The 22,785-nt window shown below is 30.2% G+C and carries 25 protein-coding genes and 1 tRNA gene; 3 read left to right on the forward strand and 23 right to left on the reverse strand.

From position 1 onward, the window contains the following. Positions 1-384 precede the first annotated feature (384 nt). The 12 genes from V6137_RS00915 to V6137_RS00970 form a co-directional block, all read right to left on the reverse strand. Positions 385-1,302 carry an RluA family pseudouridine synthase gene (locus V6137_RS00915; RefSeq protein ID WP_425445991.1) on the reverse strand — a complete coding sequence of 306 codons (918 nt, stop codon included), beginning with the start codon at positions 1,300-1,302 and terminating at the stop codon, positions 385-387. Positions 1,303-1,319: 17 nt separating this feature from the next. Beyond that, a complete protein-coding gene (gene lspA, locus V6137_RS00920; RefSeq protein ID WP_425445992.1) occupies positions 1,320-1,772 on the reverse strand; it encodes a signal peptidase II in 453 nt (150 codons plus the stop codon). 87 nt (positions 1,773-1,859) lie between these two features. Further along, positions 1,860-2,873, reverse strand: a complete 1,014-nt coding sequence (locus V6137_RS00925) for a S41 family peptidase (protein WP_425445993.1) — start codon at positions 2,871-2,873, stop codon at positions 1,860-1,862. Positions 2,874-2,970: 97 nt separating this feature from the next. Beyond that, positions 2,971-3,669 carry a TraR/DksA C4-type zinc finger protein gene (locus V6137_RS00930; RefSeq protein WP_425445994.1) on the reverse strand — a complete coding sequence of 233 codons (699 nt, stop codon included), beginning with the start codon at positions 3,667-3,669 and terminating at the stop codon, positions 2,971-2,973. Positions 3,670-3,750: 81 nt separating this feature from the next. Beyond that, positions 3,751-4,032, reverse strand: coding sequence for a DUF5665 domain-containing protein (locus V6137_RS00935; protein ID WP_425445995.1), 282 nt, complete (start codon positions 4,030-4,032; stop codon positions 3,751-3,753). A 382-nt stretch (positions 4,033-4,414) separates the two neighbouring features. After that, on the reverse strand, positions 4,415-4,879 hold the full coding sequence (locus V6137_RS00940) for a DivIVA domain-containing protein (protein WP_425445996.1): 465 nt from the start codon (positions 4,877-4,879) through the stop codon (positions 4,415-4,417). Between the two features lie 13 nt (positions 4,880-4,892). Next, a complete protein-coding gene (locus V6137_RS00945; protein ID WP_425445997.1) occupies positions 4,893-5,684 on the reverse strand; it encodes a YlmH family RNA-binding protein in 792 nt (263 codons plus the stop codon). 3 nt (positions 5,685-5,687) lie between these two features. After that, complete coding sequence (locus V6137_RS00950; RefSeq protein ID WP_425445998.1) at positions 5,688-5,969, reverse strand: YggT family protein; 282 nt, start codon at positions 5,967-5,969, stop codon at positions 5,688-5,690. Positions 5,970-5,986: 17 nt separating this feature from the next. Beyond that, positions 5,987-6,445, reverse strand: a complete 459-nt coding sequence (locus tag V6137_RS00955; protein WP_425445999.1) for a cell division protein SepF — start codon at positions 6,443-6,445, stop codon at positions 5,987-5,989. 11 nt (positions 6,446-6,456) lie between these two features. Next, a complete protein-coding gene (locus tag V6137_RS00960) occupies positions 6,457-7,146 on the reverse strand; it encodes a YggS family pyridoxal phosphate-dependent enzyme (protein WP_425446000.1) in 690 nt (229 codons plus the stop codon). 23 nt (positions 7,147-7,169) lie between these two features. Further along, on the reverse strand, positions 7,170-8,504 hold the full coding sequence (locus tag V6137_RS00965; RefSeq protein WP_425446001.1) for a biotin/lipoyl attachment domain-containing protein: 1,335 nt from the start codon (positions 8,502-8,504) through the stop codon (positions 7,170-7,172). A gap of 188 nt (positions 8,505-8,692) precedes the next feature. Beyond that, entirely contained in the window at positions 8,693-9,073 is a 381-nt protein-coding gene (locus V6137_RS00970) for a hypothetical protein (RefSeq protein WP_425446002.1), read from the reverse strand. Positions 9,074-9,255: 182 nt separating this feature from the next. Here V6137_RS00970 and V6137_RS00975 point away from each other — a divergent pair. Then, positions 9,256-9,332: transfer RNA gene (locus V6137_RS00975), tRNA-Pro, on the forward strand. Positions 9,333-9,487: 155 nt separating this feature from the next. Here the strand turns inward: V6137_RS00975 and spoIVA are convergent. The 8 genes from spoIVA to V6137_RS01015 form a co-directional block, all read right to left on the reverse strand. Further along, on the reverse strand, positions 9,488-10,966 hold the full coding sequence (gene spoIVA / locus V6137_RS00980) for a stage IV sporulation protein A (RefSeq protein ID WP_425446003.1): 1,479 nt from the start codon (positions 10,964-10,966) through the stop codon (positions 9,488-9,490). Between the two features lie 176 nt (positions 10,967-11,142). Next, entirely contained in the window at positions 11,143-12,171 is a 1,029-nt protein-coding gene (locus tag V6137_RS00985) for an NAD(P)H-dependent glycerol-3-phosphate dehydrogenase (RefSeq protein ID WP_425446004.1), read from the reverse strand. 21 nt (positions 12,172-12,192) lie between these two features. Further along, the gene (gene plsY / locus V6137_RS00990) at positions 12,193-12,789 is read right to left on the reverse strand and encodes a glycerol-3-phosphate 1-O-acyltransferase PlsY (RefSeq protein ID WP_425446005.1); all 597 of its coding nucleotides are present in this window, start codon (positions 12,787-12,789) and stop codon (positions 12,193-12,195) included. A gap of 1 nt (position 12,790) precedes the next feature. Beyond that, positions 12,791-14,107 (reverse strand): ribosome biogenesis GTPase Der, encoded by a 1,317-nt coding sequence (gene der, locus V6137_RS00995; RefSeq protein ID WP_425446006.1) that lies wholly within the window; start codon positions 14,105-14,107, stop codon positions 12,791-12,793. Between the two features lie 11 nt (positions 14,108-14,118). Continuing rightward, positions 14,119-15,450: a DUF512 domain-containing protein gene (locus V6137_RS01000; RefSeq protein ID WP_425446007.1), complete on the reverse strand. Its 1,332-nt coding sequence runs from the start codon at positions 15,448-15,450 to the stop codon at positions 14,119-14,121. Between the two features lie 248 nt (positions 15,451-15,698). Next, positions 15,699-15,893, reverse strand: coding sequence for a capping complex subunit for YIEGIA (locus V6137_RS01005; RefSeq protein WP_425446008.1), 195 nt, complete (start codon positions 15,891-15,893; stop codon positions 15,699-15,701). A gap of 11 nt (positions 15,894-15,904) precedes the next feature. Beyond that, the gene (locus V6137_RS01010) at positions 15,905-16,822 is read right to left on the reverse strand and encodes a YIEGIA family protein (RefSeq protein WP_425446009.1); all 918 of its coding nucleotides are present in this window, start codon (positions 16,820-16,822) and stop codon (positions 15,905-15,907) included. 230 nt (positions 16,823-17,052) lie between these two features. Next, the gene (locus tag V6137_RS01015) at positions 17,053-18,285 is read right to left on the reverse strand and encodes a serine hydroxymethyltransferase (protein ID WP_425446010.1); all 1,233 of its coding nucleotides are present in this window, start codon (positions 18,283-18,285) and stop codon (positions 17,053-17,055) included. Positions 18,286-18,488: 203 nt separating this feature from the next. Between V6137_RS01015 and V6137_RS01020 the strand changes: the two genes are divergently transcribed. Together V6137_RS01020 and V6137_RS01025 are read left to right on the forward strand one after the other, a co-directional pair. Further along, a complete protein-coding gene (locus tag V6137_RS01020) occupies positions 18,489-19,268 on the forward strand; it encodes a threonine/serine exporter family protein (RefSeq protein ID WP_425446011.1) in 780 nt (259 codons plus the stop codon). Position 19,269: 1 nt separating this feature from the next. Further along, on the forward strand, positions 19,270-19,713 hold the full coding sequence (locus V6137_RS01025) for a threonine/serine exporter family protein (protein ID WP_425446012.1): 444 nt from the start codon (positions 19,270-19,272) through the stop codon (positions 19,711-19,713). Here the strand turns inward: V6137_RS01025 and V6137_RS01030 are convergent. The 3 genes from V6137_RS01030 to V6137_RS01040 all read right to left on the reverse strand — a co-directional run bounded on the left by V6137_RS01030 (position 19,706) and on the right by V6137_RS01040 (position 22,675). Further along, positions 19,706-20,026: a thioredoxin family protein gene (locus V6137_RS01030; RefSeq protein WP_425446013.1), complete on the reverse strand. Its 321-nt coding sequence runs from the start codon at positions 20,024-20,026 to the stop codon at positions 19,706-19,708. The two genes, V6137_RS01025 and V6137_RS01030, sit on opposite strands and share 8 nt — an antisense overlap. A 76-nt stretch (positions 20,027-20,102) precedes the next feature. Further along, a complete protein-coding gene (locus V6137_RS01035) occupies positions 20,103-20,375 on the reverse strand; it encodes a metal-sensitive transcriptional regulator (RefSeq protein ID WP_425446014.1) in 273 nt (90 codons plus the stop codon). Between the two features lie 14 nt (positions 20,376-20,389). Next, positions 20,390-22,675 (reverse strand): spermidine synthase family protein, encoded by a 2,286-nt coding sequence (locus V6137_RS01040; RefSeq protein WP_425446015.1) that lies wholly within the window; start codon positions 22,673-22,675, stop codon positions 20,390-20,392. Positions 22,676-22,785 lie beyond the last annotated feature (110 nt).

A 22,785-nucleotide genomic window follows, 5' to 3' on the forward strand; every position in this document is an offset into this window, starting at 1 on the left:
GGGTGATACGGACTTTAGTTTGTTATGCAACCTTATCCAACTATAGACAGCCTCAAATGTGATTCGTATACCTCAGACCGGGATTTTGCCGCCGACTTCCTTCAGATTCCACCTCACGGTGGACACCCTTGTCTTCAGCTAGCACCTATATCACCTTCGGTGTTCGGGACTTTCACCCTATAGACTGTGTCCATGCTGGGCACACATAAAAAACCTCCTATTGATTAATAGGAGGTTACACTTTGCCCGTGTCATAATAGTAGTTTATACCATTACTACCAAAATACCATCCTTATTAATCTCTCTGGACCAATTTAAAGGATCCTTTATGCAATTTCCTATATAATATCATATAACTATATTCTTGTCTAGTTTTTTATAAATTTATTTTCCCATGGTTCTTAAAGAATTTAACACTTTAACAAAATGGTCCGGCAACTCCGCACTAAACTCCATATATTTTTTTGTTCTAGGATGTACAAAGCCTATAACTTTAGCATGTAGTAACTGTCCCTTTAAATTAAACTTTTGCTTTTTACTACCATAGACAGGATCCCCAACTACAGGATGTTTAATATATGAAGCATGAACCCTTATTTGATGGGTTCTACCTGTTTCTAGCTGAGCTTGTAGTAATGTATATTGAGTAAATCTTTCTAAAACTGTAAAGTGGGTAGTGGCTTCTCTGCTATTTTTATATATCACCGCCATTTTCTTTCTATCTTTAGGATGTCTCCCTATGGGGGCATCAACCGTTTTATTATCTTCCCTAAGGTTTCCTTCAACTAGAGTGTAATACTTTCTGGTTATACTATGCTCCTTTAATTGTTCCGACAAACTCATATGGGCAAGATTGGTTTTTGCTATCATAAGTAATCCCGATGTATCCTTATCTATTCTATGTACTATTCCCGGTCTTATAACTCCGTTTATAGATGATAAACTATCTAGATTATATAATAGAGCATTAACCAAGGTTCCATTATAGTTTCCTGGAGCCGGATGTACCACCATCCCTTGGGGTTTATTAACAATAGCAACATCATCATCTTCATATACTATTTCAACTGGTATATTTTCTGCCTTTACCTCTAATTTTTTAGGCTCTGGCAAATTAACCACTATACTATCCCCTTGATTGACTGGATATTTAGGTTTTATGTTCTTACCATTTACTTTAACCAGATTATCTTTAATAAGCTTCTTTATATATGACCTTGATACTTCATCTAGTTCATCTGCTAAATATGAATCTATTCTTTCACCATCATCTTCATCTACTAATATCTCTATAATATCCATTAAACCACTCTTTCTAATTAATATTCATATTTATCTGTTAGTACTAAATATGCAAATAATATGGTTCCCACTACTATTACACTATCTGCTATATTAAACACTGGATAGTCGTAAAAACTACCAAATTTTACATCAATAAAATCCACCACATATCCATATTTTATTCTATCTATTAGATTTCCAATAGCCCCAGAAATTATCATCACCATTGAAATCTTTGACATAGTAGTTAATTTCTTGTTTTTAATTAAGTAAAAAATAATACCTATAATAACTATTATGGTCACGATAATTAAAAACACTTTTTTATCTTGTAGTTTGCCAAAAGCTGCACCATAATTTTCAAGATAGTTAAATTGAAGAAAATTATCAATAATAACATAGGGTAAGTCATTTTTTAATAAATCAATTGCATAAAACTTAGTTATCTGGTCTATCAATACTAGTGATATAAATATAATATAATACATATATTCCTCCTCTATTTTTTCTGACTTTGTCAACATTATATATACATTTTAAAGTATTATTGTATTTATTACAACCAATGATTTATATTAAGAACCTTTTATATATTCAATAGCTTTATCAAGTTGTTGTTTTTTATCCCTATCTTCAACTATTTTTCGTTCATTGTCACTTTGGATTTTTTTATAATATTCATTTAAGTGACCTATTTTTATATCGGGTTCAATACCATTAGTCTTAATTTTTTCTGAATTTGGACCCTCCATCTTATTTGTAATAAAAAGCATCCCTGAGTCGTCTTCAAACCTTCTTATACCATAGGATATAGACTTACCATATGTATTTACTCCTAGTGTAGTAACATTATCTAAATTCCCCTTTAAAGCTAATATGAAAAGTTCTGAGACACTGGCAGTATTATTATTTGTAAGGACAACTATTTCATCAAATTTCAGTTTTCTTTCATCCTCTGAGTAGACTTTCTCAATCCCATCTGAAGAATTCAGTCTATATATGATCTTGCCCTTTTTTAATAAAAGGTCAACTATCTTTTTCATATCTGTAAAGTTACCCCCAGAATTATCCCTTAAATCTATTATTAAATTTTTGTGTGTCTTTAATTCATCCATATGGGAATAAAATTTTTCATACGTTATCCCATCATAAAATGCCTGTATATTAATATAGTAAATTTCTTTGTTTATTTCTCTACCTATTAATTCATTTGCCCTTTTTTCCCTCGTTTTTTTAAAATTATTCATCCACTTTTCTGTTTTAAACCCATTATATCTTTTCCATTTATCAGCTTCTAATTCACTTAAATCTTCTAATACCATGGTTATTATATAGTTTTCAAAATCTTTTTGTAAATCTCCTTTATAATCATCTCCTAATCTGCTCTTTAACACTTTTTTTATATTTTCCTTATTATAATAACTTGTTAAAATATCCTCTTTCATCACGAGTAATTTATCATTTCTAATGTGAAAGTATTCTTGTACTATTAAGAAAACAAAAGCAGTTACTATTCCCAATAAAACAATAAGAAAATTTTCAATTATTTTTCTTAATTTAGACTTATTTGCTTTTTTATTTTTTATCACATCTATCCCCCTAAACTTATTTCTTTGATATTTATTATAATAAATATCAAAGAAAAGAACAAATAAAATTAATGAATATTAAAAAGAGCCAGACCCATTAGTCTAGCTCATCTTCATATTTATTTTCACTAACTTTTTGTTCATCGGGAATGTCTTCTCTGTTATACCCTTCAAGCTGTCCCTTATAGTACCCTTCTGATATTTGTTCCACTTCTTCCACAATTCCTGGGTCCCTTTCATCATATACTCCCAAATCGTCTCCACCTGAGTAGGATTCATCATCTTTGACCTCGTTGTATCTAGCCACCGCCTGATAGCTATCTTCTCCATCAAATTCGACTGTATCTTCCTCAGAAATATCTTTAAAGCTTCTACCAAAGGGAAATCCTAAAGCCTCTTCTTCTAGAGGTCTATAGTCTATTTTTGTTTCCACAGGAGATTCATCTGTTACGCAATCTACACAGGTTTTTGCATGGGGTATTATCTCTAATCTTTCTTCTTTAATATCATTACCACATAGTTCACATTTTCCATAACTTCCATCTTTGATTTTATCTAAAGATATATCTATTTCACTTAATAAAGATTTATCAAAATTTTTAAGATTCATATTATGCTCTGCCATGAACATTTCTGCCCCTAAATCTGCAGAATGATTATCATACATTGACAATTCATCAAAGTATTCCGGCATAGAATCATTCATGTTTTTACTTAAATTTTTCATATTTTGTCTTAATTCTTTTTTTTCATTTAATAAAAGCTTTTTATAGTGATCTAACTTATTTTTATCCATATATATCCTCCTGAAAAGCAGCTTTTATTTGTGGATATATATTATTATTTACTGGGGACTTCTTTTTATGTATGTATAGTTTTATAAACTATTTTGTACTATTTTAACTATTTCTGCTATAAAATCTCCTATTAAAGGTAAATTTAACTCTATTATCTTTTGAAGTAAATATATAACGATTGCACCAAGCAACGTGAATCCCACTGCCATACCAAAACCTCTAGCTATTCCACTTATAAAATTTATATATAATAGCCTCCATTTATTATCCATCAAATCTACATACTGAGATATTTTTGATTTCTCTATTGAAATAGATAGTTCTTCTACCTTTTCTTCTAATTTATCCTTAGGTTTTCCCATTAAAATCCCCTTTCTTTAAATTATTACTATTAAAACTCTATATATACTATTACCCAAAGTCAACAGAATTAGTTGATGGATTTTAAATCCCAATAATATTTAAATAGTATAAAAACGACCTTAATTTGGCCGTTTTATATTAAAACTAAGTTTTATTATCTATAAAAAGACAACATTAAAAAGAAAAAAAACAGACTGTCCCTGTCATATTTTGCATTCCATATCTCCGTTAAAAGTAAAAAGAAGAATAATAAATAATCACTATTTTGCCTCTCAGACCTTTTTATCATTCACATCACTCCAACATAGTATTGTTATTATATACTATGTTAAAATATAAAATTAGTTACAAAAAGGATTTACTTTATCTGTAAACCCCTTTTTAAATAGCCTCTTCTTCTTTAAGATCACAAAGTTCCTCTAAAGAATCCAGCTGTGATTTAAGTAATGTCCTAAATCTAGTCTTAAATACCATCATATCTTTTCTTATATTTTCATATTCCTGTTTTATCTTAACCACTTCATTATCTGCACCTTCTATTATTCTTCTAGCCTTTTCTTCAGCTTCACTTATAATCATTTGTGACTTCTTTTTTGCACTGGCATTTACTTCATCAGCTGTATTTTGAGCCATTACCAAAGTATCCTGTAGGGTTTTTTCTATATCATTATAATGCTCCAACTGCTCCTTTAGCATTTTAACCCTTTCCTTTAGTTCTTTGTTTTCTTTATATATTTTTTCATAATCAACAATAACTTCATCTAAGAACCCATCTACGTCCCCTTTCTTATACCCTCCTATACCAGTACTAAATTCTTTATTTTCAATATCAAGTGGTGTTATCATATTCTCCCCCCTGTCATTTAAGAATTTTTACTATTATTCTTATTCTATCCTTTCTAGTGCGACCTAAAACCTTATCAAGCTTAAATCTACCAAATCCTTTTACAGAGATGAGATCCCCTTCATTGACTTCTTGGGATACCTTGTTTATAGGTTCCCAGTTTACTTTAACCCTATCTCCATTTATATATTTTTGACTATCAGACCTAGAAATATTAATAGATCCGCTAATTAATCCATCTAATCTTAAAGATGAAATCGTTGTGGAGATTTCTTTAAAATTTTCCTTTCCTTTATGTACTTGATCCAAAGGAATTTTAATGATATTAACCCTTTCTTTTCCTACTTTATCTAAGTTATAAATTAAATAATCAATTATATCTTCCATTAAGACAATTTGTGCATAATCTTCATGTACTATTATATCCCCAATTTTTTCTCTTTTTATACCTAGTCCCATTACTGAACCTAAATAGTCCCTGTGACTAACAGTATGAAACTTAAAATTGCCATTTATTTGTATTGCACCCACAGAACTTTCTATAAACCCTTTTTCATAATAACTGGGATAAATTATTATGGACTTTCTCTCCCCTTGGTCATATCCACCTTCTTCGTGATAAGAAATATCAACGAACCTATTTAAAAAAGAATAGGATAACCTCCTTTGATATGGGTTTAGAAAGTCGGTAGTTTCAGTACTATGATATTTTAAAACCTTTTCAATTTTATCTAATACTTTTTTCATTGTGATTATCTGTTCAGTATCATTTATATGCTCTAAATATTGATTCTTATCTTGTATCATATTTTACCACCAAAACAATAATCTTATTAATATACGGGAGATTAAATTTAAAGCTAATATCGCCAATAATGGTGATAAATCAATCATACCTGTATTTATGTTTAATTTTTCTATTAACTTTCTAAAAGGAGATAGTATTGGTTCTGTTAATTGATATATTATACCAAATCTTTGGTTATACATCCCGCCTCCTATAAATGATAGTATTATCCTTGCAAAAATTAATAATTCAACTATTCTTACGAATACATTGATTGATCTATATATTAAAAATGTTATAGTCATTAAATCCACCTCATAATCTATTTATACCAAGAGAATAACCCTTTAGATTTTATTTCTTGCTTTATTTTTGAGTCTATTTCTACATTTTCTGGTGCAAGAATAAATATATCCTTGTCTACTTTTTGTATATTTCCCTCTAATGAATATAAAGCTCCATTTATAAAATCAAACACCTGTCTTTTTATATCACTATCTAGCTCCCCTAGATTAATTACTACAGGCTTCTTAACCTTTAAATCATCCACAACACTAGGGGCTTCATCATATTTTGTTGGCTGGTGTATCGACATCTTTATATTTTTGTTGGTATGTATATTAACCACCTTATTATTCAGCTTACTTGGAGAGTGGAAGTTTAGTGGTTTTTCCATATCCTCCTCTTGCTCCTCCTCTTCCTCTATATACTCATCATCTAAATCATCAATTCCAATTATATACTTAAATTTATCAAATAATTTGTTTGCACTATTACCCATATAAATCCCTCCTAATAATTTCTTTTACCGAAAATACCTGTACCTACCCTAACAATATTTGCTCCTTCTTCAACAGCTATTTCATAATCATTTGTCATACCCATTGATAAATAATTCATATCCACATTTTCATAATTTTTATTTTTTATATTCTCAGATAACTTTTTTAAATCTCTAAACACATATCTAATATCTTCTGGATCTTCTGCATAGGGCGCCATGGTCATTAGCCCTTTAATTTTTATGTTATCATAATCTAAAATTGATTCGATAAAAGGAATAGTCTCTTCCAATTTTAAACCATACTTAGATTCTTCTTCAGCAACATTTACTTGAATTAAAGCATTTACTATTTTATTATTTTTTTTAGCTCTTTTATTTAATTCCTTAGCCAAAGACTTTCTATCTAAAGAATGAACTAAATCTACTTTATCTATAATATATTTTACCTTATTACTTTGAAGATGTCCTATCATATGCCACTTAACATCTTTTTCAATTTGATCATATTTTCTTTGTATCTCCTGTACTTTATTTTCTCCTATATGTTCTATGTCTAGTTTTAAAGCTTCATTAATTATATCTGTATCTACAGTCTTAGTTACAGCCACTAATGTTATGTCTTCTGGTGATCTTCCAACTTTTTTTGCTGCATTGCTTATATTTTCTTTTATCTTTTGTAAGTTACATTCTAAATCCATGTTTACAAGTCCTCCTATCTTTATTAATTTATTAATTGACCCTCTTTTATTCTTGATGTGTTTAAAAATACTTCATCATACATTGATAAAGTACGCTTCTTTTCATTTTTACCATTTATATTTATTTCTATAATATTATACATATTCCCTTTGTCCACTATAGCATATTTATCATCTTTGCCCAATATTTTAACTGGTCTAAATTTGATTATTCCAGATATATCCTTTATATAAACCCCCTTTAGACCATCTTTCTCTATTATAGATTTTAGAGGAATTTTTAATCCTTTATAACTATTATTTATAATGGTAACATCCACATATCTCTTTTCATATATTTTATATAAATATTTTTTCAATTTTAAAACTAATATTGAATCTGGGTCTCCATTACTAATCTTAACAACTCTAGCAGTTAATGTGTCATCAATTCCATTTATTCTAATATCTAAAAAATCATTTTCTTTTAGGTTTAATATATTCTCTTTTTTTACTTTTATTGCAATATACCATTTAAAATTATCTATGATCTTAAAAATTGGCTGATTAACTTTTATTATGTCATTATTCACAATTTCTTTATTCTCTTTTTCTAACACATCAAAACTATCTAATCTAAAATCATTAATTTTCCCTATAGAGTATAGTTCTTCTAGTCCATCAATTTTATAACTAACAATTCCCGCTATATTAGAATAGTAATTTACAACAGAGTTTTTTAATATGTTTTGAAGTTCCTTCCTTCTATTTGTCAACTTCTCTATATTAGATTTAGTGTATCCATTTTTTCCAGTTAACTTGCTATTTTTAGAAAGTCTTTTTTTTAGTTGTTCTTTCAAATTTTTTACTTTATCATAGTTTCCATTATCCACTTCTTTTTTTATTTCCTCTTTTAGTTTTTCAATATAGGCTTCGTTTTTCTCAATATCATTTTCAAAAATAGAAGATGATATACTATTACTATTTAAATCATTTAGCTGTTTATCAATATTATTTAATTCTTCCTTTAGCTTTTCATTAACACTATCTGTAAATATCTGTGCTACTTTACTTCCCGAAGATATTCTATCCCCTTCAGATGCTATTAATGTAATACTGCCGGGATTTTGGGCCTTAAATACCTTCTCATCTTTAATTAAAATTCCCTTAGCTTCACTGGTTATCTCTAATATATCTTCCTTAACTGTTACAGTTTTTGAGTTATTAGCATAAAGAGTGGGTATTATGCGGAAAATAAGATATACGGTAACGACAATTATAAGAATTATTCTTCTCTTCTTTCTCTTTTCTCTTCTTTTTTTTCTCTCCTCTATTGACATCTTATCACCACCACACACCTTTAGTATATACTTCTTCATTTATTATAAATTTCCTTCTTATTATCTATATAAAATAAATAATAGTTCAATCTTAGGAATAACGACCTAAAATTAAACTATTGACAAAAGAACTATACAAATAAATTGGACTTAATTCATATACAATTTAATTCTGTCTATTATATCATCTAATAAAATCGAACCCCTTAGTAAAATAAAATCTATCATTAAATTTTTTTAAAAAATTTACCATATTTGCTTATTATTTTAAATCTTTTTACATTTTTAACATTGAACCTTTCAACACTATCCTTATGGGTAACTAATAAAATCGAATTATCCTTTTTCTTAGCACCAATAACTATTCCCTCTAATTTTTCCTCATTATTTAAAACAAATCTAACTTCATCTCCAGATTTTATATGTTTTCCCCCTAAAAGAAAAGCTTTAGTTTCCGCCTCTTTTAAATAATTTTCTGTAACGGCTTTTTTATTTATTACTATCATGTTTTTCTTTAAGTATAATTTTTCTTTTATAACAACAAATATATACCCTATTAAGCTTACTATTAAAAGCATAATAGGTATACTTATAATTTCACTAAACATTTTATCACAACCCTCACATTATAGATATGACCCATTATATATCAAAGTATAACATAAATTTAGATAATAATAAATATATTATAGGGCCCTATAATATATTTATTATTGTCTATTATTATTTTATTTTAAAACAATAAATTCCTTTACAAATTATTTTAATTAATATATAATGTTATTGTTGTCGGGATGTGGCGCAGTTTGGTAGCGCACAAGTCTGGGGGACTTGGGGCCGCTGGTTCAAGTCCAGTCATCCCGACCATTTTTTTATGTGCCGAGCACATAAAGTGCAGAGTAAAAAACGAGAAGGCTAAAGCCTTCTCGTTTTTTATGTCTTTCCCTGTACTCTGCACTTTGCTCTCTGCACATTTTCTTCACATCCTGAACTTTTTTAGAAGTTCTAAAACTCCAATTTTCCTAAATAATAATGCAAATGATACTTCCTCCGCCTTCATTTACAATACGTTGTAATGTTCTTTGCATCTTGTATCTAGCATCCTCGGGCATCATATTTAATTTGCTTTGTAATTGTTCTGAAACAACATCATTTAATGACTTTCCAAACATATTTGATTCCCATATTTTTGATGGGTCGCTTTCAAACTGATCTAAGAAATATTTAGCCAATTCTTCACTTTGTTTTTCTGTTCCTATTAAAGGAGATACCTCTGTTGTTATATCGGTCCTAATGATATGAAGACTAGGAGCATTGGCCCTTAATTTCACTCCAAATCTATTTCCTTGCTTAAATATTTCTGGTTCTGCTAGTTCTAATTCCTCTAGGCTTGGAGGAACCACTCCATATCCAGTTTCTCTCACCTCTACTAAAGCATTGGCAACTTTATCATATTCCTTCTTTGCCTGGGATAATTTCGTTATTAATCCTAATATTTGATAATCTCCATCTATTTCGTATCCTGTTAATTCCCCTAACACATCATAAAATAACTTACTATCTACATCAATTTCTAAATCAGCTACCCCTTCACCTAAGTTTATCTCTTTTGTATTTGCATCATTAACTATATCTAATTCTTTAAAATGTTTCGGAATATTTTCTATCTCACTTAACCTCTGAAGGTTTCCTGTAACCTCTTTTACTGAATTTAATATTTCTTTCCTAATCCAATGTTCATTGTATAAACCATCTACCCATCCTGGGAGATTAAAGTTTATTTCTTTTACTGGGAATTCCAATAGTACCTTTTCTAATATCATGTTTATATCGTCCATGTCCATCTTCATACAATCCACACTAACAACAGGCACCCCATATTTTTCTTCTAGGTTTTCCTTTAATGCTACAGTACTATCTAATTCAGGATTTTTAGAATTTAGTAAAATAACAAAGGGCTTTTCTAGTTCCCTTAACTCTCCTATAACCCTCTCTTCAGCATTTATGTAGTTTGCCCTTTCTATATCTGTTATAGAGCCGTCGGTTGTAACTACTATACCAATTGTAGAGTGGTCGTTTATCACTTTTTTTGTTCCTATTTCAGCCGCTTCTTCAAAGGGTATCTCCTTTTCATACCAAGGGGTGCTGACCATCCTAGGCATATTATCTTCTTCATGACCTAAAGCTCCATTAACAAGGTAACCAACACAATCCACCATTCGCACTTTAAAGTTAACATTTTCCTTAATTGTTAAGTCCACCGCTGAATTTGGCACAAATTTAGGTTCTGTAGTCATTATAGTTTTTCCTGCACCACTTAATGGTAGCTCATCATTCGCCCTTTCCTTTTCATACTTATTATCAATATTAGGAAGTACTAACAGTTCCATAAATCTCTTTATAAATGTTGACTTTCCAGTTCTAACTGGACCTACTACTCCTACATAAATGTCTCCATCTGTTCTTTCTGAAATATCCTTGTATATATTAAACTTATCCATTTCTTCCCCTCCTTTATATAATAATGGATAATAATACTGACTAATAAAATCTATACTTCCATCAATATAAATATATGACTAAATACTAAGATTATGACATCTCAAATAAAAAAAAGACATACATTTGTATGTCTCAAACCTAATTAAAAAACTAAGGACATACGTTTGTATGTCCTTTACCAATCAAAATCTTCAGTTTCAATAATATCCTCTATCTCATGGGTCTTATCCCTTAACATCAAATTCACAACAGAATTTTTAACATCTGATCCTTTATATAGTACATTATATATTTCCTCTGTAATGGGCATCTTAACCCCATATTTTAATGATAAGTTATAAGCTGCTTTATTAGTCTTCACTCCCTCTACAACCATACCTATTGAGTCTACAGCCTCTTTTAGGCTCATACCCTCACCAATCTTTATTCCGGCCCTTCTATTTCTACTATGCATGCTGGTACATGTAACTATTAGATCTCCTATTCCAGACAAACCCGCAAATGTCATCTTTTTTGCACCCATTTTTTCTCCAAGTCTTGCTATTTCAATTATCCCTCTATTCATTAATGCTGCCTTTGTATTATCCCCGTATCCAAGACCATCTGATATTCCTGCTCCCAATGCTATAATATTTTTAAGGGCTCCTCCAAGTTCAACTCCAGTAACATCTGGATTTGTATATACTCTAAACTTAGGACTCATAAATACATCTTGTATGTACTTTGCAACTTTCTTTTCTTTAGAAGCAGCAACCACTGTAGTTGGCATATCTTTTCCCACTTCCTCTGCATGGGATGGTCCCGATAAGACAGTATATTTTACCCTTGGAAGTTCCTCTTTCACAACATCAGAGATCTTCAACAATGTATCATTTTCAATCCCCTTAGCCACATTAACAATCAATTGATCATCTTTTATTTTACCCTTAACTTTCTTTATTGTTTCCCTTACTCCATGGGATGGTACAGAAAAGACAATAACCTTCTTGCCACTAATAGCTTTCTCTATATCATTTGTGGCTTTTACATTATTAGGTAACACTATTCCCGGAAGATATTTTATATTTTCCCTTGTATAATTTATTTCCTCACATTGTTTTCTATTCCTCAACCACATATCAACACTATATCCTTTTTTGCCTAATAAAATAGCTAAGGCTGTACCCCAGCTACCTCCTCCTATTACAGCTATACTATCATTCATTACTTCACCCCCACAAATTTATCAAGCCTTTTCTCCTAATTTTGATTCTTGTCCATTTAATAATCTTACTATATTACCCCTATGTCTTAATAAGGCCATAAATGATAATATTATTGTAAATACTATCATCTTAGTATTAAAAGGTCGTACTACAATGAGTGTTGCTATAGGAAGAACTGACATCCCAATTACTGAGCCTAGGGATACATATTTAGTCTTTATTATAAATATTATCCCCACTGCAACAGATATAATAGCTACTAAATAATTAATCATCATAACCACAGCTATAGTAGTAGCTATACCCTTTCCTCCTTTAAACTTAAAAACTATAGGCCAATTATGGCCAACTACAACCATAATGCCCGATAATAGTTGTCCATCATATCCTAATATCATATTTCCAATTATTACTGCTAAAACTCCCTTTAAAACATCAAATGCAAATGTTAATGCTGCTATTTTCCCTCCAAAAACCCTTAGGGCATTGGTAGCGCCCGCATTACCACTTCCATATTTTCTAATATCCTTATTTTTAAGGTATTTTCCCATTATATAGCCTGATGAAAAATTTCCTAGAAAATACCCAATTACAATAACTGCTAAAACATCTAGCAAATTATTCCCCCCTCTCTCTGAATTCAAATTGAATAGGTGTTCCTTCAAATCCAAAGGTTTTTCTAATTTGATTTTCTAAGTATCTTGCATATGAGAAATGCATAAGTTCCTCATCATTTATAAACAAAACAAATTTTGGGGGCTTAACTGCCACTTGAGTTCCATAAAAGATCTTTAGTCTCCTACCTTTATCTGAAGGAGGTTGATTCATTAGTGTAGCTTCCCCAATTATGTCATTTAAGACTCCTGTAGCTATTCTTCTTGAATGATTCTCTGATACTAATGTTATCAAATCAAAAATTTTGCTTACCCGTTGACCTGTTTTGGCTGAAATAAATAAAATAGGTGCATATAATAAGAAACTTAAGTTATTTCTTATATCTTTTTCAAATTCCCTATAGGTCTTATTATCCTTATCTACTAAATCCCATTTATTAACTGCTATTATAATTCCTTTTCCATTATCATGGGCATATCCAATGATTTTTTTATCCTGTTCTGTTACACCCTCTGTTGCATCTATGATTAATATACATATATCTGCCCTCTCAACTGCAGTAAATGATCTAATAACACTATATCTTTCTATATTCTCTGTTACCTTTCTTTTTCTTCTAATACCTGCAGTATCTATAAAGACATATTTATCATCACCTCGGGTAAAGGGAGTGTCTATGGCATCCCTTGTGGTTCCCGGTATATCACTAACTATTACCCTTTCTTCACCTAATATTTTGTTTATAAATGATGACTTTCCAGCATTTGGTTTACCTATCACGGCAACCTTTATTACTTCATCATCATATTCTGTATCCTTCTTATCTGGAAATCTTGCTATTACTTCATCTAATAAATCACCTAATCCAAGTTTTTGGCCTGCAGATATTACTATTGGATCCCCCAATCCCAGTTCATAAAATTCATATATTGTATCGGGAGTTTTAGGAGTATCGACTTTATTGCAAACTAATAAAACTTCTTTTCCAGATTTTCTTAGCATATTAGATATTTCTCTATCTGCTGATGTTATCCCTTCTCTTCCATCTACCATAAATAGAATTACGTCTGCTGTTTCTATTGCAATATCAGCTTGTCTTCTCATTTGACTTAAGATTATATCCTTAGTATCTGGTTCTATCCCTCCAGTATCAATTAGAGTAAAATATTTATTTAACCATTCTCCCTCTGCATATATTCTATCTCTAGTTACTCCTGGTTTATCTTCTACTATTGAAATTCTACTACCTGCTATTTTATTAAATAGTGTAGACTTTCCTACATTTGGTCTTCCTACTATAGCCACCACTGGTCTTCCCATTTATATCACCTCTAATTATTATTAAAAATATTTACAAAAGATTTTCCATCTACATCGGATATAATAATCTTTGTATTTAATTTTTTTTCCAAATCTTTAACTGTTAAGTCATCTAATAGTATATTTTCATTGCTCTTTAACATTGACCTAGGAATAATTACTCCATCATATTCATGGCAATCTCCCAGTTGATCAACTATATCAGTACCTGTTACAAGTCCCGATACGGTTATAGTTTCCCCAAAGTAATTATTTGTTATTGCTACAACTTTCAATCTTAGTCCTTCGATTCTTTCTGATATTTTTTTAGTAATTTTATTCATGAAATCATAGGCTAATGTTCCTGTAACTAACAAATAACTATTATTATTTACTCTACCTTCATCAACTGTTGCTAATTCTTTATCAACTTCATCATTAAAAACCCTTATTAAGCCAACCCCATTTTCAATTTGAGGAAAGCCTTCATATTCATCAGACTTAGGTATCTCTTGCCCTGATAATACAAAGAATTCATCGGAAGCAAATATAAATCTAATATTCTTTTCTTTTAAATAATATTCCTGTTTTTCTTCAACAATCTTTATAACATTCTTGGCACTTTCTTTATCATAACAGCTAACCTTGGATAATCCCTCTCTAAATTTAGTAATCCCTATAGGAACTACTGCTGTGCTTTTTATATTAGGGTATAAATCAAATAAATCATCTAAGGTCCTTTTAAGATGTTCCCCATCATTAACCCCTGGTACCAATACTATTTGACAGTTCATTTCTATACCGGCTTCGCTGAACTTTTTTAAAATTCCATATATTTTTCCAGCATTTTTATTTCTTAGCATTTTTACCCTAAGGTCAGGCTCTGTGGTATGAACGGAAATATTAATTGGACTTAGTCTATACCTAACAATCCTATTGATTTCGTCATCGCTCATGTTAGTAAGGGTTACAAAGTTTCCCTGTAAAAAAGAAAGTCTAGAATCATCATCTTTAAAATATAGTGTTTCTCTCATTCCCTTAGGTAATTGATCTATAAAACAAAACATACATTTATTTTTACAGCTCCTTGCCTTATCTATCAGTGGATTTGTAAAAACAATCCCTATATCTTCACTATACTCCTTTTCAATTTCTAATTCCCATATTTCTTCATTTCTCTTTTCTATTTCCACAACTATGTATTCATCTGCTATTAAATATTTATAGTCAATTATATCCTTAACCTTTTCTCCATTAATCGATAACAGTATATCTCCAGTCTCAACTCCTAATTCCTCTGCAATACTGTTTTTTTCTATATTCTGTATGATATTTCTATTTTCATTAATATTATTTAGTTCCATTAAAATCCCCTCTACATATAATCTAATATTAGTACTAGGTCATAACTCTATATTATAAAAAATTTAGATAAAATTCAACTAGACTATAATATCAATTAATCAACTTTATTTCAATCTATTTTAAAATTATATATATATTATAACATACCACTTAAATAAATGTGGCCTAAAAGCATGGCCACATTTATTTAAATTGTAAATTTTAAATTCTAAATTAAAAACAAAGTATATAAAGCAGGAAAATGTAGTTAATGCTTTATAATAACGTAGCATCCGTTCTCTAAATCATGTACCATTCCCAATGTTACCTTTGATAATAACAGTGCTATTCTTTCCTTTTCTTCTTCATCTTTGGCATAAAAAATTGGTGCACCTTCACTAGATACAGCTTCTCTATTTGTTGTTATAACAGCAAGTATAGTATCTTTTAATCCTGTATCCAAAATACCACTCCTTAATCTGCAGCTTTTCTTCCAATTTTAGAATCCAATGGCTTTCTTTTAGAACTTTCTAATACAATAGTATCTTCTACCGCCTTAACTAAACATTCCACATCTGGTTCCATAGTTACTATTGCCATGACTACTCTACCGGTATGGGGATCTCTCCTTGCTATAGGTGTAAAATCCGGTTCATCTACATCTTTTCTTATGCCCAGTAACGTTGAAGCATTATGTTGTATAGCCTGTCTTTGGCCTACATTAGCTAAAGTTGCAACAGCATTTTCGTCCTTTGGTTCTATCTCAATAGCAATACCCTTTTCCATATAAATATCTTTAGATGCCTTAAGACCTACATTCATTATGATTACATCATTTACTACCAGTAGACTTCCTTTAAATGTTATGGTTGCAGGTCTAACTTTAGCAATCTCACTAATGGTTTGTCTAGATATTGCACTATTGAAAAAGACTATTGCCAGTATTCCAATTATTGAAGCTATAATTATGGCATACATCTTAGAGACATCAAAGGATACTAAAAGAAAAATTATTATACTAACTATTAAAGAGGATAGCATGGTTACGTAGTTTCTAGCCTCAAATGCCTTGGCTATATCTTCAATATATGCGGTTCCCCTAGGTATTAATTCAGTTGGTTCTATGTTATCAAGACTTTGTCTTTCCATGCTCCTTACATCTCTAAATTGTTGAGCTGCTAAAGCTAAAAATGTAACTGCTGAAAACTCTTCTGCTACTAAAGCAGGCACAGCTACTGAACCCAAGCTTGCAGCTATCAACCCTAAAGTTATATGGGAAAATACCCCTTGTGGATAGCTAGGATATTGTCTATAATCTGTTTTAAGCATAGAAACCCTTGATAATATTCCTATAATTATTGAAGGAATTATTATGTAACTATAGTTAATCATTAAATCACCTACGATTATTAAATATCTAACTGCTGACTATATTATATTTCCCACATATATATCAATATATACAAAAAAGCAGTCAAAACTGACTGCTTTTTCTAATTAAAGTTATATTTACTTTTTAAATAATGTAGTCACAATACTCTGCACCTTACACCCTGCACATAATAGAATGTTCCATAAGGTACATTTCTATAACTTCATTCATTTTCTATATAAAGTCCTTATTACTCATACAGTGGAAATTTATCACAAAGAGTTTTAACTTTAGCTTTAACCATATCTCTATCCTTAGATTCATCAAGGGCTAAAGCAATTATTTCAGCTATTTCCTTCATATCTTCTTCCTTCATTCCTCTAGTTGTTACCGCAGGAGTACCTATCCTAAGTCCACTTGTTACGAAGGGACTTTCAGGGTCATATGGAATTGTATTTTTATTTGTTGTTACACCCACTTCATCTAAAAGAGCCTCTGCTTTTTTACCTGTTAATCCTTTATTTCTTAAATCTAATAATACAAGATGGTTATCAGTACCACCTGACACTAAATTAAAGTCATTATCCATTAATCCCTCTGCTAAGGCCTGAGCATTATTAACTACTTGTTGTTGATAATGTTTAAAGTCATCTTCCAGTGCCTCTTTGAAGCTAACTGCTTTAGCTGCTATCACATGCATAAGAGGTCCACCTTGTAATCCAGGGAATATAGCTTTATCAACTTTTTTAGCATGTTCTTTTTTACAAAGTATCGCGCCTCCCCTTGGTCCCCTTAATGTTTTATGGGTAGTTGTAGTAACAAAATCAGCATACTCTACAGGATTTTGATGTAAACCTGCAGCAACTAGACCAGCAATATGTGCCATATCAACCATTAGATACGCACCAACTTCATCTGCAATCTCCCTAAACTTTTTAAAATCTATCTTTCTAGGATATGCACTGGCACCTGCAACTATTAGCTTAGGTTTCTCTTCTTTGGCTATTTTCATAACTTCTTCATAGTCTATAGTGTTACTTTCTTTACTTACACCATAATCTACAAAATCAAAATATGTACCGGAAATATTTACTGGACTTCCATGGGTTAAGTGTCCACCATGGGAAAGATTCATGCCTAACACCTTATCTCCTGGATCTAATATAGCAAAATATACTCCTAAATTGGCATTTGCTCCAGAGTGAGGCTGTACATTAGCATGATCTGCATCGAATAATTTTTTTAGTCTTTCCCTAGCTAAATCTTCAGCTATATCTACATATTCACAGCCGCCATAATAACGTTTCCCCGGATAACCCTCGGCATATTTATTTGTTAATTGACTTCCCATAGCCTCCATAACTTGTTTAGTAACAAAGTTTTCAGATGCTATTAGTTCAATTTTATTCCTTTGTCTACCAATTTCTTTTTTCACAACATCCATAATTTCTGGGTCAAAAGACTCTAGATTATTATAATTCATATTTAAAACTCCTTTCTTTAGTAAATATTAATATTAACCATAGGATATAATGATACATTATGTTATCATGTATATAATATACCCAAAAATATGTTTCTTACAATGTCCATTATATAAACTTTTATTATAATTTACAACTTTTTTGTTATTTATATATTTTTGTCGATACAGACAATATATTTATATATGAGGAGGTGTCCACTTTGTCAGTAAAAAAAGAAGTTAAAGAGTTATTGGTTATGTCCCTATTGGCTGGAAGAATTATGCTAAAAAATGGAGCAGAAACATTTAGAGTGGAAGATACTATAATTAGACTTTGTAAATCAAGATTTAATATAAAATATGCAGAGGCATTTGTGACTCCTACAGGTATATTTCTCTCTGTTGAGTATGAAGATGATATAATATCTTATATTTACAGAATAACCACTATTAAATTTGATTTAAATAAGATTGCACTGGTAAATGATTTTTCAAGAAAATTTGTTAACTCTAATATGCCTATAAAAGATGGACATCGTATTTTAAAAGATATTGATAAGTCTAAAACCTATTCTACTGGTATGAAATTAATCTTTGGAGGTATTGCCGGTGGCTTCTTTTCATTGCTATTTGGGGGACAGTTTTTCGATTTATTAGGTGCATTTATAATAAGTGTTGCTGTAGTTTTTTTAACTGATTACTTAAGTAAAGCTAATGTATACTTCTTTTTAAGAAATATATTAGGAGGAATATTGGTCACAATACTGTCTATAATTTTTTCTAAGCTAGTAATGCAATCTGATATGAATAAATTAATTATAGGAGCCATTATGCCCCTAGTACCGGGAGTAGCAATAACAAATGCAATTAGAGATTCCATCTCCGGTGATTTTCTATCGGGAATGTCTAGAGGACTTGAAGCATTAATTATAGCCTTTTCCATTGCTTTTGGAGTAGGTATAACTCTACGAATATACTTTACATATTTTGGAGGTTTTTAGTATGTTTTTTCTTAGTCAGTCAATATATGCCTTTTTATCTACAATAGGTTTTGCAGTACTTTTCAATATTCCCAAAGGTTCAATTATAAAATCTGGCTTTATAGGAGGAATAGGTTGGTTTGTATTTTTAGGAGTTGATAGTCTATCAGACTCTAAAATGGCAGGAGCCTTTTTTGCCGCTGTAACAGTGGGAGTTTTAGGAGAGTTTTTTGCTAGATTTTTTAAAAAACCAGCAACAGTATTTATAATTCCAGGTATAATACCTTTAGTTCCGGGAGCAGGTATGTATGATACTATGTTGGCTGTAATTGAAAAGAAATTTTTAACGGCTATAGACATAGGAGCTGAAACTATATTTATTGCACTATCAATAGCCAGCGGCATTGTGATATCATCATCTTTCAGTAGAATTCTAAAGAAAAGAAGAAGGAAGCTCCTTAAATAGGAACTTCCTTTATCTTATCAATAATGATATTAAGTTGTTTAATTGTTTGTGTACCTGAATACCTACTTAATTCCCTACCTTTTTTTAAAAAAACAATAGTAGGTATACTTACCACCTCAAACCCTTTAGACAGATCTCTATATTTATTATAATCCACTTTATATATATCAATATCTTTAACATCTATCTGTTTTAAACAACTTAAGGTTTCCATCGATGGCTTATACCAATGGGCATAAAACATTAATAAAACTAATTTATCTTTATTAAATATGTCTTCATCTAATGAATCTAAACATATATCTTTAATCATAATCCATTTCCTTCTCCCTTCTATAATGAAATTTATTTCTTATCTAAACTTTATTATAGATAGAAGGATTTTATGATTATTTCGTATATTTAATCATTGTATCTATTAACTCATCAATAGCCTTATCGTCCTTACTATTCTCTAAATATCCCTTTACACAATCTTTCATATGATTTTCTAAAATTAATCCTCCGACTTTGTTTAAAGCAGACCTAGAAGCAGCAACTTGAATTAGTATATCTCCACAATACTTTCCACTTTCAACCATCCTCTGTATTCCCTTTATCTGTCCTTCTATTCTTCTTAGTCTCTTGATAATAGCTTCAGTATTTTTTTCATTTTTATCCATATAGTTCCCTCCTTCTATGATCTTAATGGATTTTTAATAAACAATACTATATAAAAACAAGTTCCCAATATCAATGCTTGATTAAAGCCTAATTTCATTGAAATTATCAGTGCAAGGGTGGAGCTTACCACAGACATTATACTATTTATACCTTGAGCCAAGGGTACCCCATTTTCTGTTGTTATCTTTCTTATGCTTTCGATTCCTCTAGGAAATGGCATCCCTAAGAATAATCCCAATGGGAAAATTACTAATGAAACTATAAAAAACTTACTTATCATACTGGCATCGGAAAATGTATCAAATACAAATGGTAGTGCTAAATTAACTATAATATTTAATCCCACGATTATTAAGAATATATAATCCCTCTTTTTATTTATTCTATTAATAATTTTACTACTACTAATAAAACTACCTATACCACTACTCAATAATAGGGAAAATAAAATAAATGTAAAGGCTCTAGTTGTACTTCCTATAAATAGTATTGCCTTTTGTATAAGGGGCATTTCAACTAGCATAAACCCAAGTCCTATGGTTCCAAAGTATAGAGACACCTTTCTAAGACCTTTATTTTGAAAAACACTAAAAAATACTATTAACCCAGCAGATAATACACCTATTAATAGATATAATAATTTATCGGGTATACCTTTATCATAATCATAGAAAAAAGGATTATTATCTGTCGTAGGTTCTGCATTAAATTGAAATCTATTTACTAATTCATTATAACTAATACTTCCATTTGCAAATTGTTTATATATAGGAAGCTCTTCTTCTCCTGGCAAATGTATGATATCCCTATTTTGAACCTTAGCAAACTCTTTAACCTTATTTATTTCTTCGTCAGTAAATGAAGTGCTTTTATATATAACTATAGGCATATATATGCTTCCACCCCTAGCTTTGCTAAGTTCCTCCGAATAACTGTTTATTGCAACGAAGTGTTTAATTACATCCTCTTTATTCATTCCATCCTCTATAAATATTTCAATCATTGTGTTTAAAGACTTTATTAATTCCCTTACATCATTAAACACAAAGGTTAATTTTCCATCGTCATCAAGCTTTTTTAAATACTCTTTATATGCCTCTTTTGTGTATATATAGTTTTCTGATAACATAGCCGATGAATTATCAACTACATTGGAAAATACTTTCCCTAAATATATATGATCATATTTTTTATCGGTATTGCTAATATATTTACGACCATCTTCAATATAAAGATTTACATTTTTCAATCCATATATATCTCCATTGAAATCTTTATAATCATTTACTGCTTCTATTGTGGATGGGTTAATTTCAACTGCATCAATATCAACGGCATCTCCCAATAGAGATAATAAAATATCTTCTCCTCCCCCAGTTCCAATAAGTAATGATGATTTGTTACTTCCGAAACTAAAGGGGATATATTCAATCTTATCCTTTAAATATGACACTTCATCTAAATCACCATCATATTTCACCATTGGCGCACTGGCCCCACCATCGGTTATAATAGTTTTCCTATTTTCAGATCCATAATCAACAACGTCAGTCCGTGATATGGAATCCCACTTTGTATATTCTATTTCTACCTTACCATCAACCCTATCTTTCCAATACTTTATTGCGGTATTAGGACTACTTATATAGGCACTAAAGTTCTTTTGTACACTATTTATAAAATTATTATTAAAAGCTCCCAGTACTAACAACACTAATAATATAACAGGAATAACAATTATCTTTTTCAATTTAATCATATAGGCAAAAATAATAGTTCCTACTAAAGTAAGGGATGTAACTATAAAAAGTGTACCAATAAAACTAAAATTGTCCATAAAATATATAATAGCTATACTCCCAATGGAGGACCCTAAAAGATCTGCAAAATATAATTTATGACCAATTTGTTGAAACTCTTTAAAAATTAAAGATAATATTATACCTCCAAACACAAAGGGTATACTGGAAATCACCGCATAAAATATAAAACTATCTATATACGGAAGTTTATATATTATCATCATAACTATTAAATAAGAGAATGCTAATATAAAAGAGAAATTAAAAATAGATTTTAGTCTATTATCAAAAAATTTTGATTTTCTACTTAATAAAAATACAAGTATACTTCCTATACCTGAACCTAATATGGCAAGGGAAGTAACTAAAAATACAAAATGATAAGCTAATATAGTAGAAAATAGTCTAGTATTTAGTACTTCAAAAATAAACAATGATGAAGTTACAAAAAATAGTCCCACCAATATTAATATAGTCTTTTGCTTACTATTGTTCAAAAAACCACTCCCTATTTCTTTGTTAATATAACATGCCCATGAATTCAAAACTACTTTATTAATTGTTGTATGTAATCTTCCACTAATAGTGGAAGATATTCTATTACTCT

Source organism: Dethiothermospora halolimnae (assembly GCF_037577855.1).
GTDB lineage: Bacteria > Bacillota > Clostridia > Tissierellales > VENL01 > Dethiothermospora > Dethiothermospora halolimnae.

What these genes read in the sequence shown, in the direction of transcription:
- V6137_RS00915 (WP_425445991.1), bottom strand. Translation starts at nt 1,302, where the DNA reads ATGGATATTATAGAGATATTAGTAGATGAAGATGATGGTGAAAGAATA.
- lspA (WP_425445992.1), bottom strand. Translation starts at nt 1,772, where the DNA reads ATGTATTATATTATATTTATATCACTAGTATTGATAGACCAGATAACT.
- V6137_RS00930 (WP_425445994.1), bottom strand. Translation starts at nt 3,669, where the DNA reads ATGGATAAAAATAAGTTAGATCACTATAAAAAGCTTTTATTAAATGAA.
- V6137_RS00935 (WP_425445995.1), bottom strand. Translation starts at nt 4,032, where the DNA reads ATGGGAAAACCTAAGGATAAATTAGAAGAAAAGGTAGAAGAACTATCT.
- V6137_RS00940 (WP_425445996.1), bottom strand. Translation starts at nt 4,879, where the DNA reads ATGATAACACCACTTGATATTGAAAATAAAGAATTTAGTACTGGTATA.
- V6137_RS00945 (WP_425445997.1), bottom strand. Translation starts at nt 5,684, where the DNA reads ATGATACAAGATAAGAATCAATATTTAGAGCATATAAATGATACTGAA.
- V6137_RS00950 (WP_425445998.1), bottom strand. Translation starts at nt 5,969, where the DNA reads ATGACTATAACATTTTTAATATATAGATCAATCAATGTATTCGTAAGA.
- V6137_RS00955 (WP_425445999.1), bottom strand. Translation starts at nt 6,445, where the DNA reads ATGGGTAATAGTGCAAACAAATTATTTGATAAATTTAAGTATATAATT.
- V6137_RS00960 (WP_425446000.1), bottom strand. Translation starts at nt 7,146, where the DNA reads ATGGATTTAGAATGTAACTTACAAAAGATAAAAGAAAATATAAGCAAT.
- V6137_RS00965 (WP_425446001.1), bottom strand. Translation starts at nt 8,504, where the DNA reads ATGAAGAAGTATATACTAAAGGTGTGTGGTGGTGATAAGATGTCAATA.
- V6137_RS00970 (WP_425446002.1), bottom strand. Translation starts at nt 9,073, where the DNA reads ATGTTTAGTGAAATTATAAGTATACCTATTATGCTTTTAATAGTAAGC.
- spoIVA (WP_425446003.1), bottom strand. Translation starts at nt 10,966, where the DNA reads ATGGATAAGTTTAATATATACAAGGATATTTCAGAAAGAACAGATGGA.
- V6137_RS00985 (WP_425446004.1), bottom strand. Translation starts at nt 12,171, where the DNA reads ATGAATGATAGTATAGCTGTAATAGGAGGAGGTAGCTGGGGTACAGCC.
- der (WP_425446006.1), bottom strand. Translation starts at nt 14,107, where the DNA reads ATGGGAAGACCAGTGGTGGCTATAGTAGGAAGACCAAATGTAGGAAAG.
- V6137_RS01000 (WP_425446007.1), bottom strand. Translation starts at nt 15,450, where the DNA reads ATGGAACTAAATAATATTAATGAAAATAGAAATATCATACAGAATATA.
- V6137_RS01010 (WP_425446009.1), bottom strand. Translation starts at nt 16,822, where the DNA reads ATGATTAACTATAGTTACATAATAATTCCTTCAATAATTATAGGAATA.
- V6137_RS01015 (WP_425446010.1), bottom strand. Translation starts at nt 18,285, where the DNA reads ATGAATTATAATAATCTAGAGTCTTTTGACCCAGAAATTATGGATGTT.
- V6137_RS01025 (WP_425446012.1), top strand. Translation starts at nt 19,270, where the DNA reads ATGTTTTTTCTTAGTCAGTCAATATATGCCTTTTTATCTACAATAGGT.
- V6137_RS01030 (WP_425446013.1), bottom strand. Translation starts at nt 20,026, where the DNA reads ATGATTAAAGATATATGTTTAGATTCATTAGATGAAGACATATTTAAT.
- V6137_RS01035 (WP_425446014.1), bottom strand. Translation starts at nt 20,375, where the DNA reads ATGGATAAAAATGAAAAAAATACTGAAGCTATTATCAAGAGACTAAGA.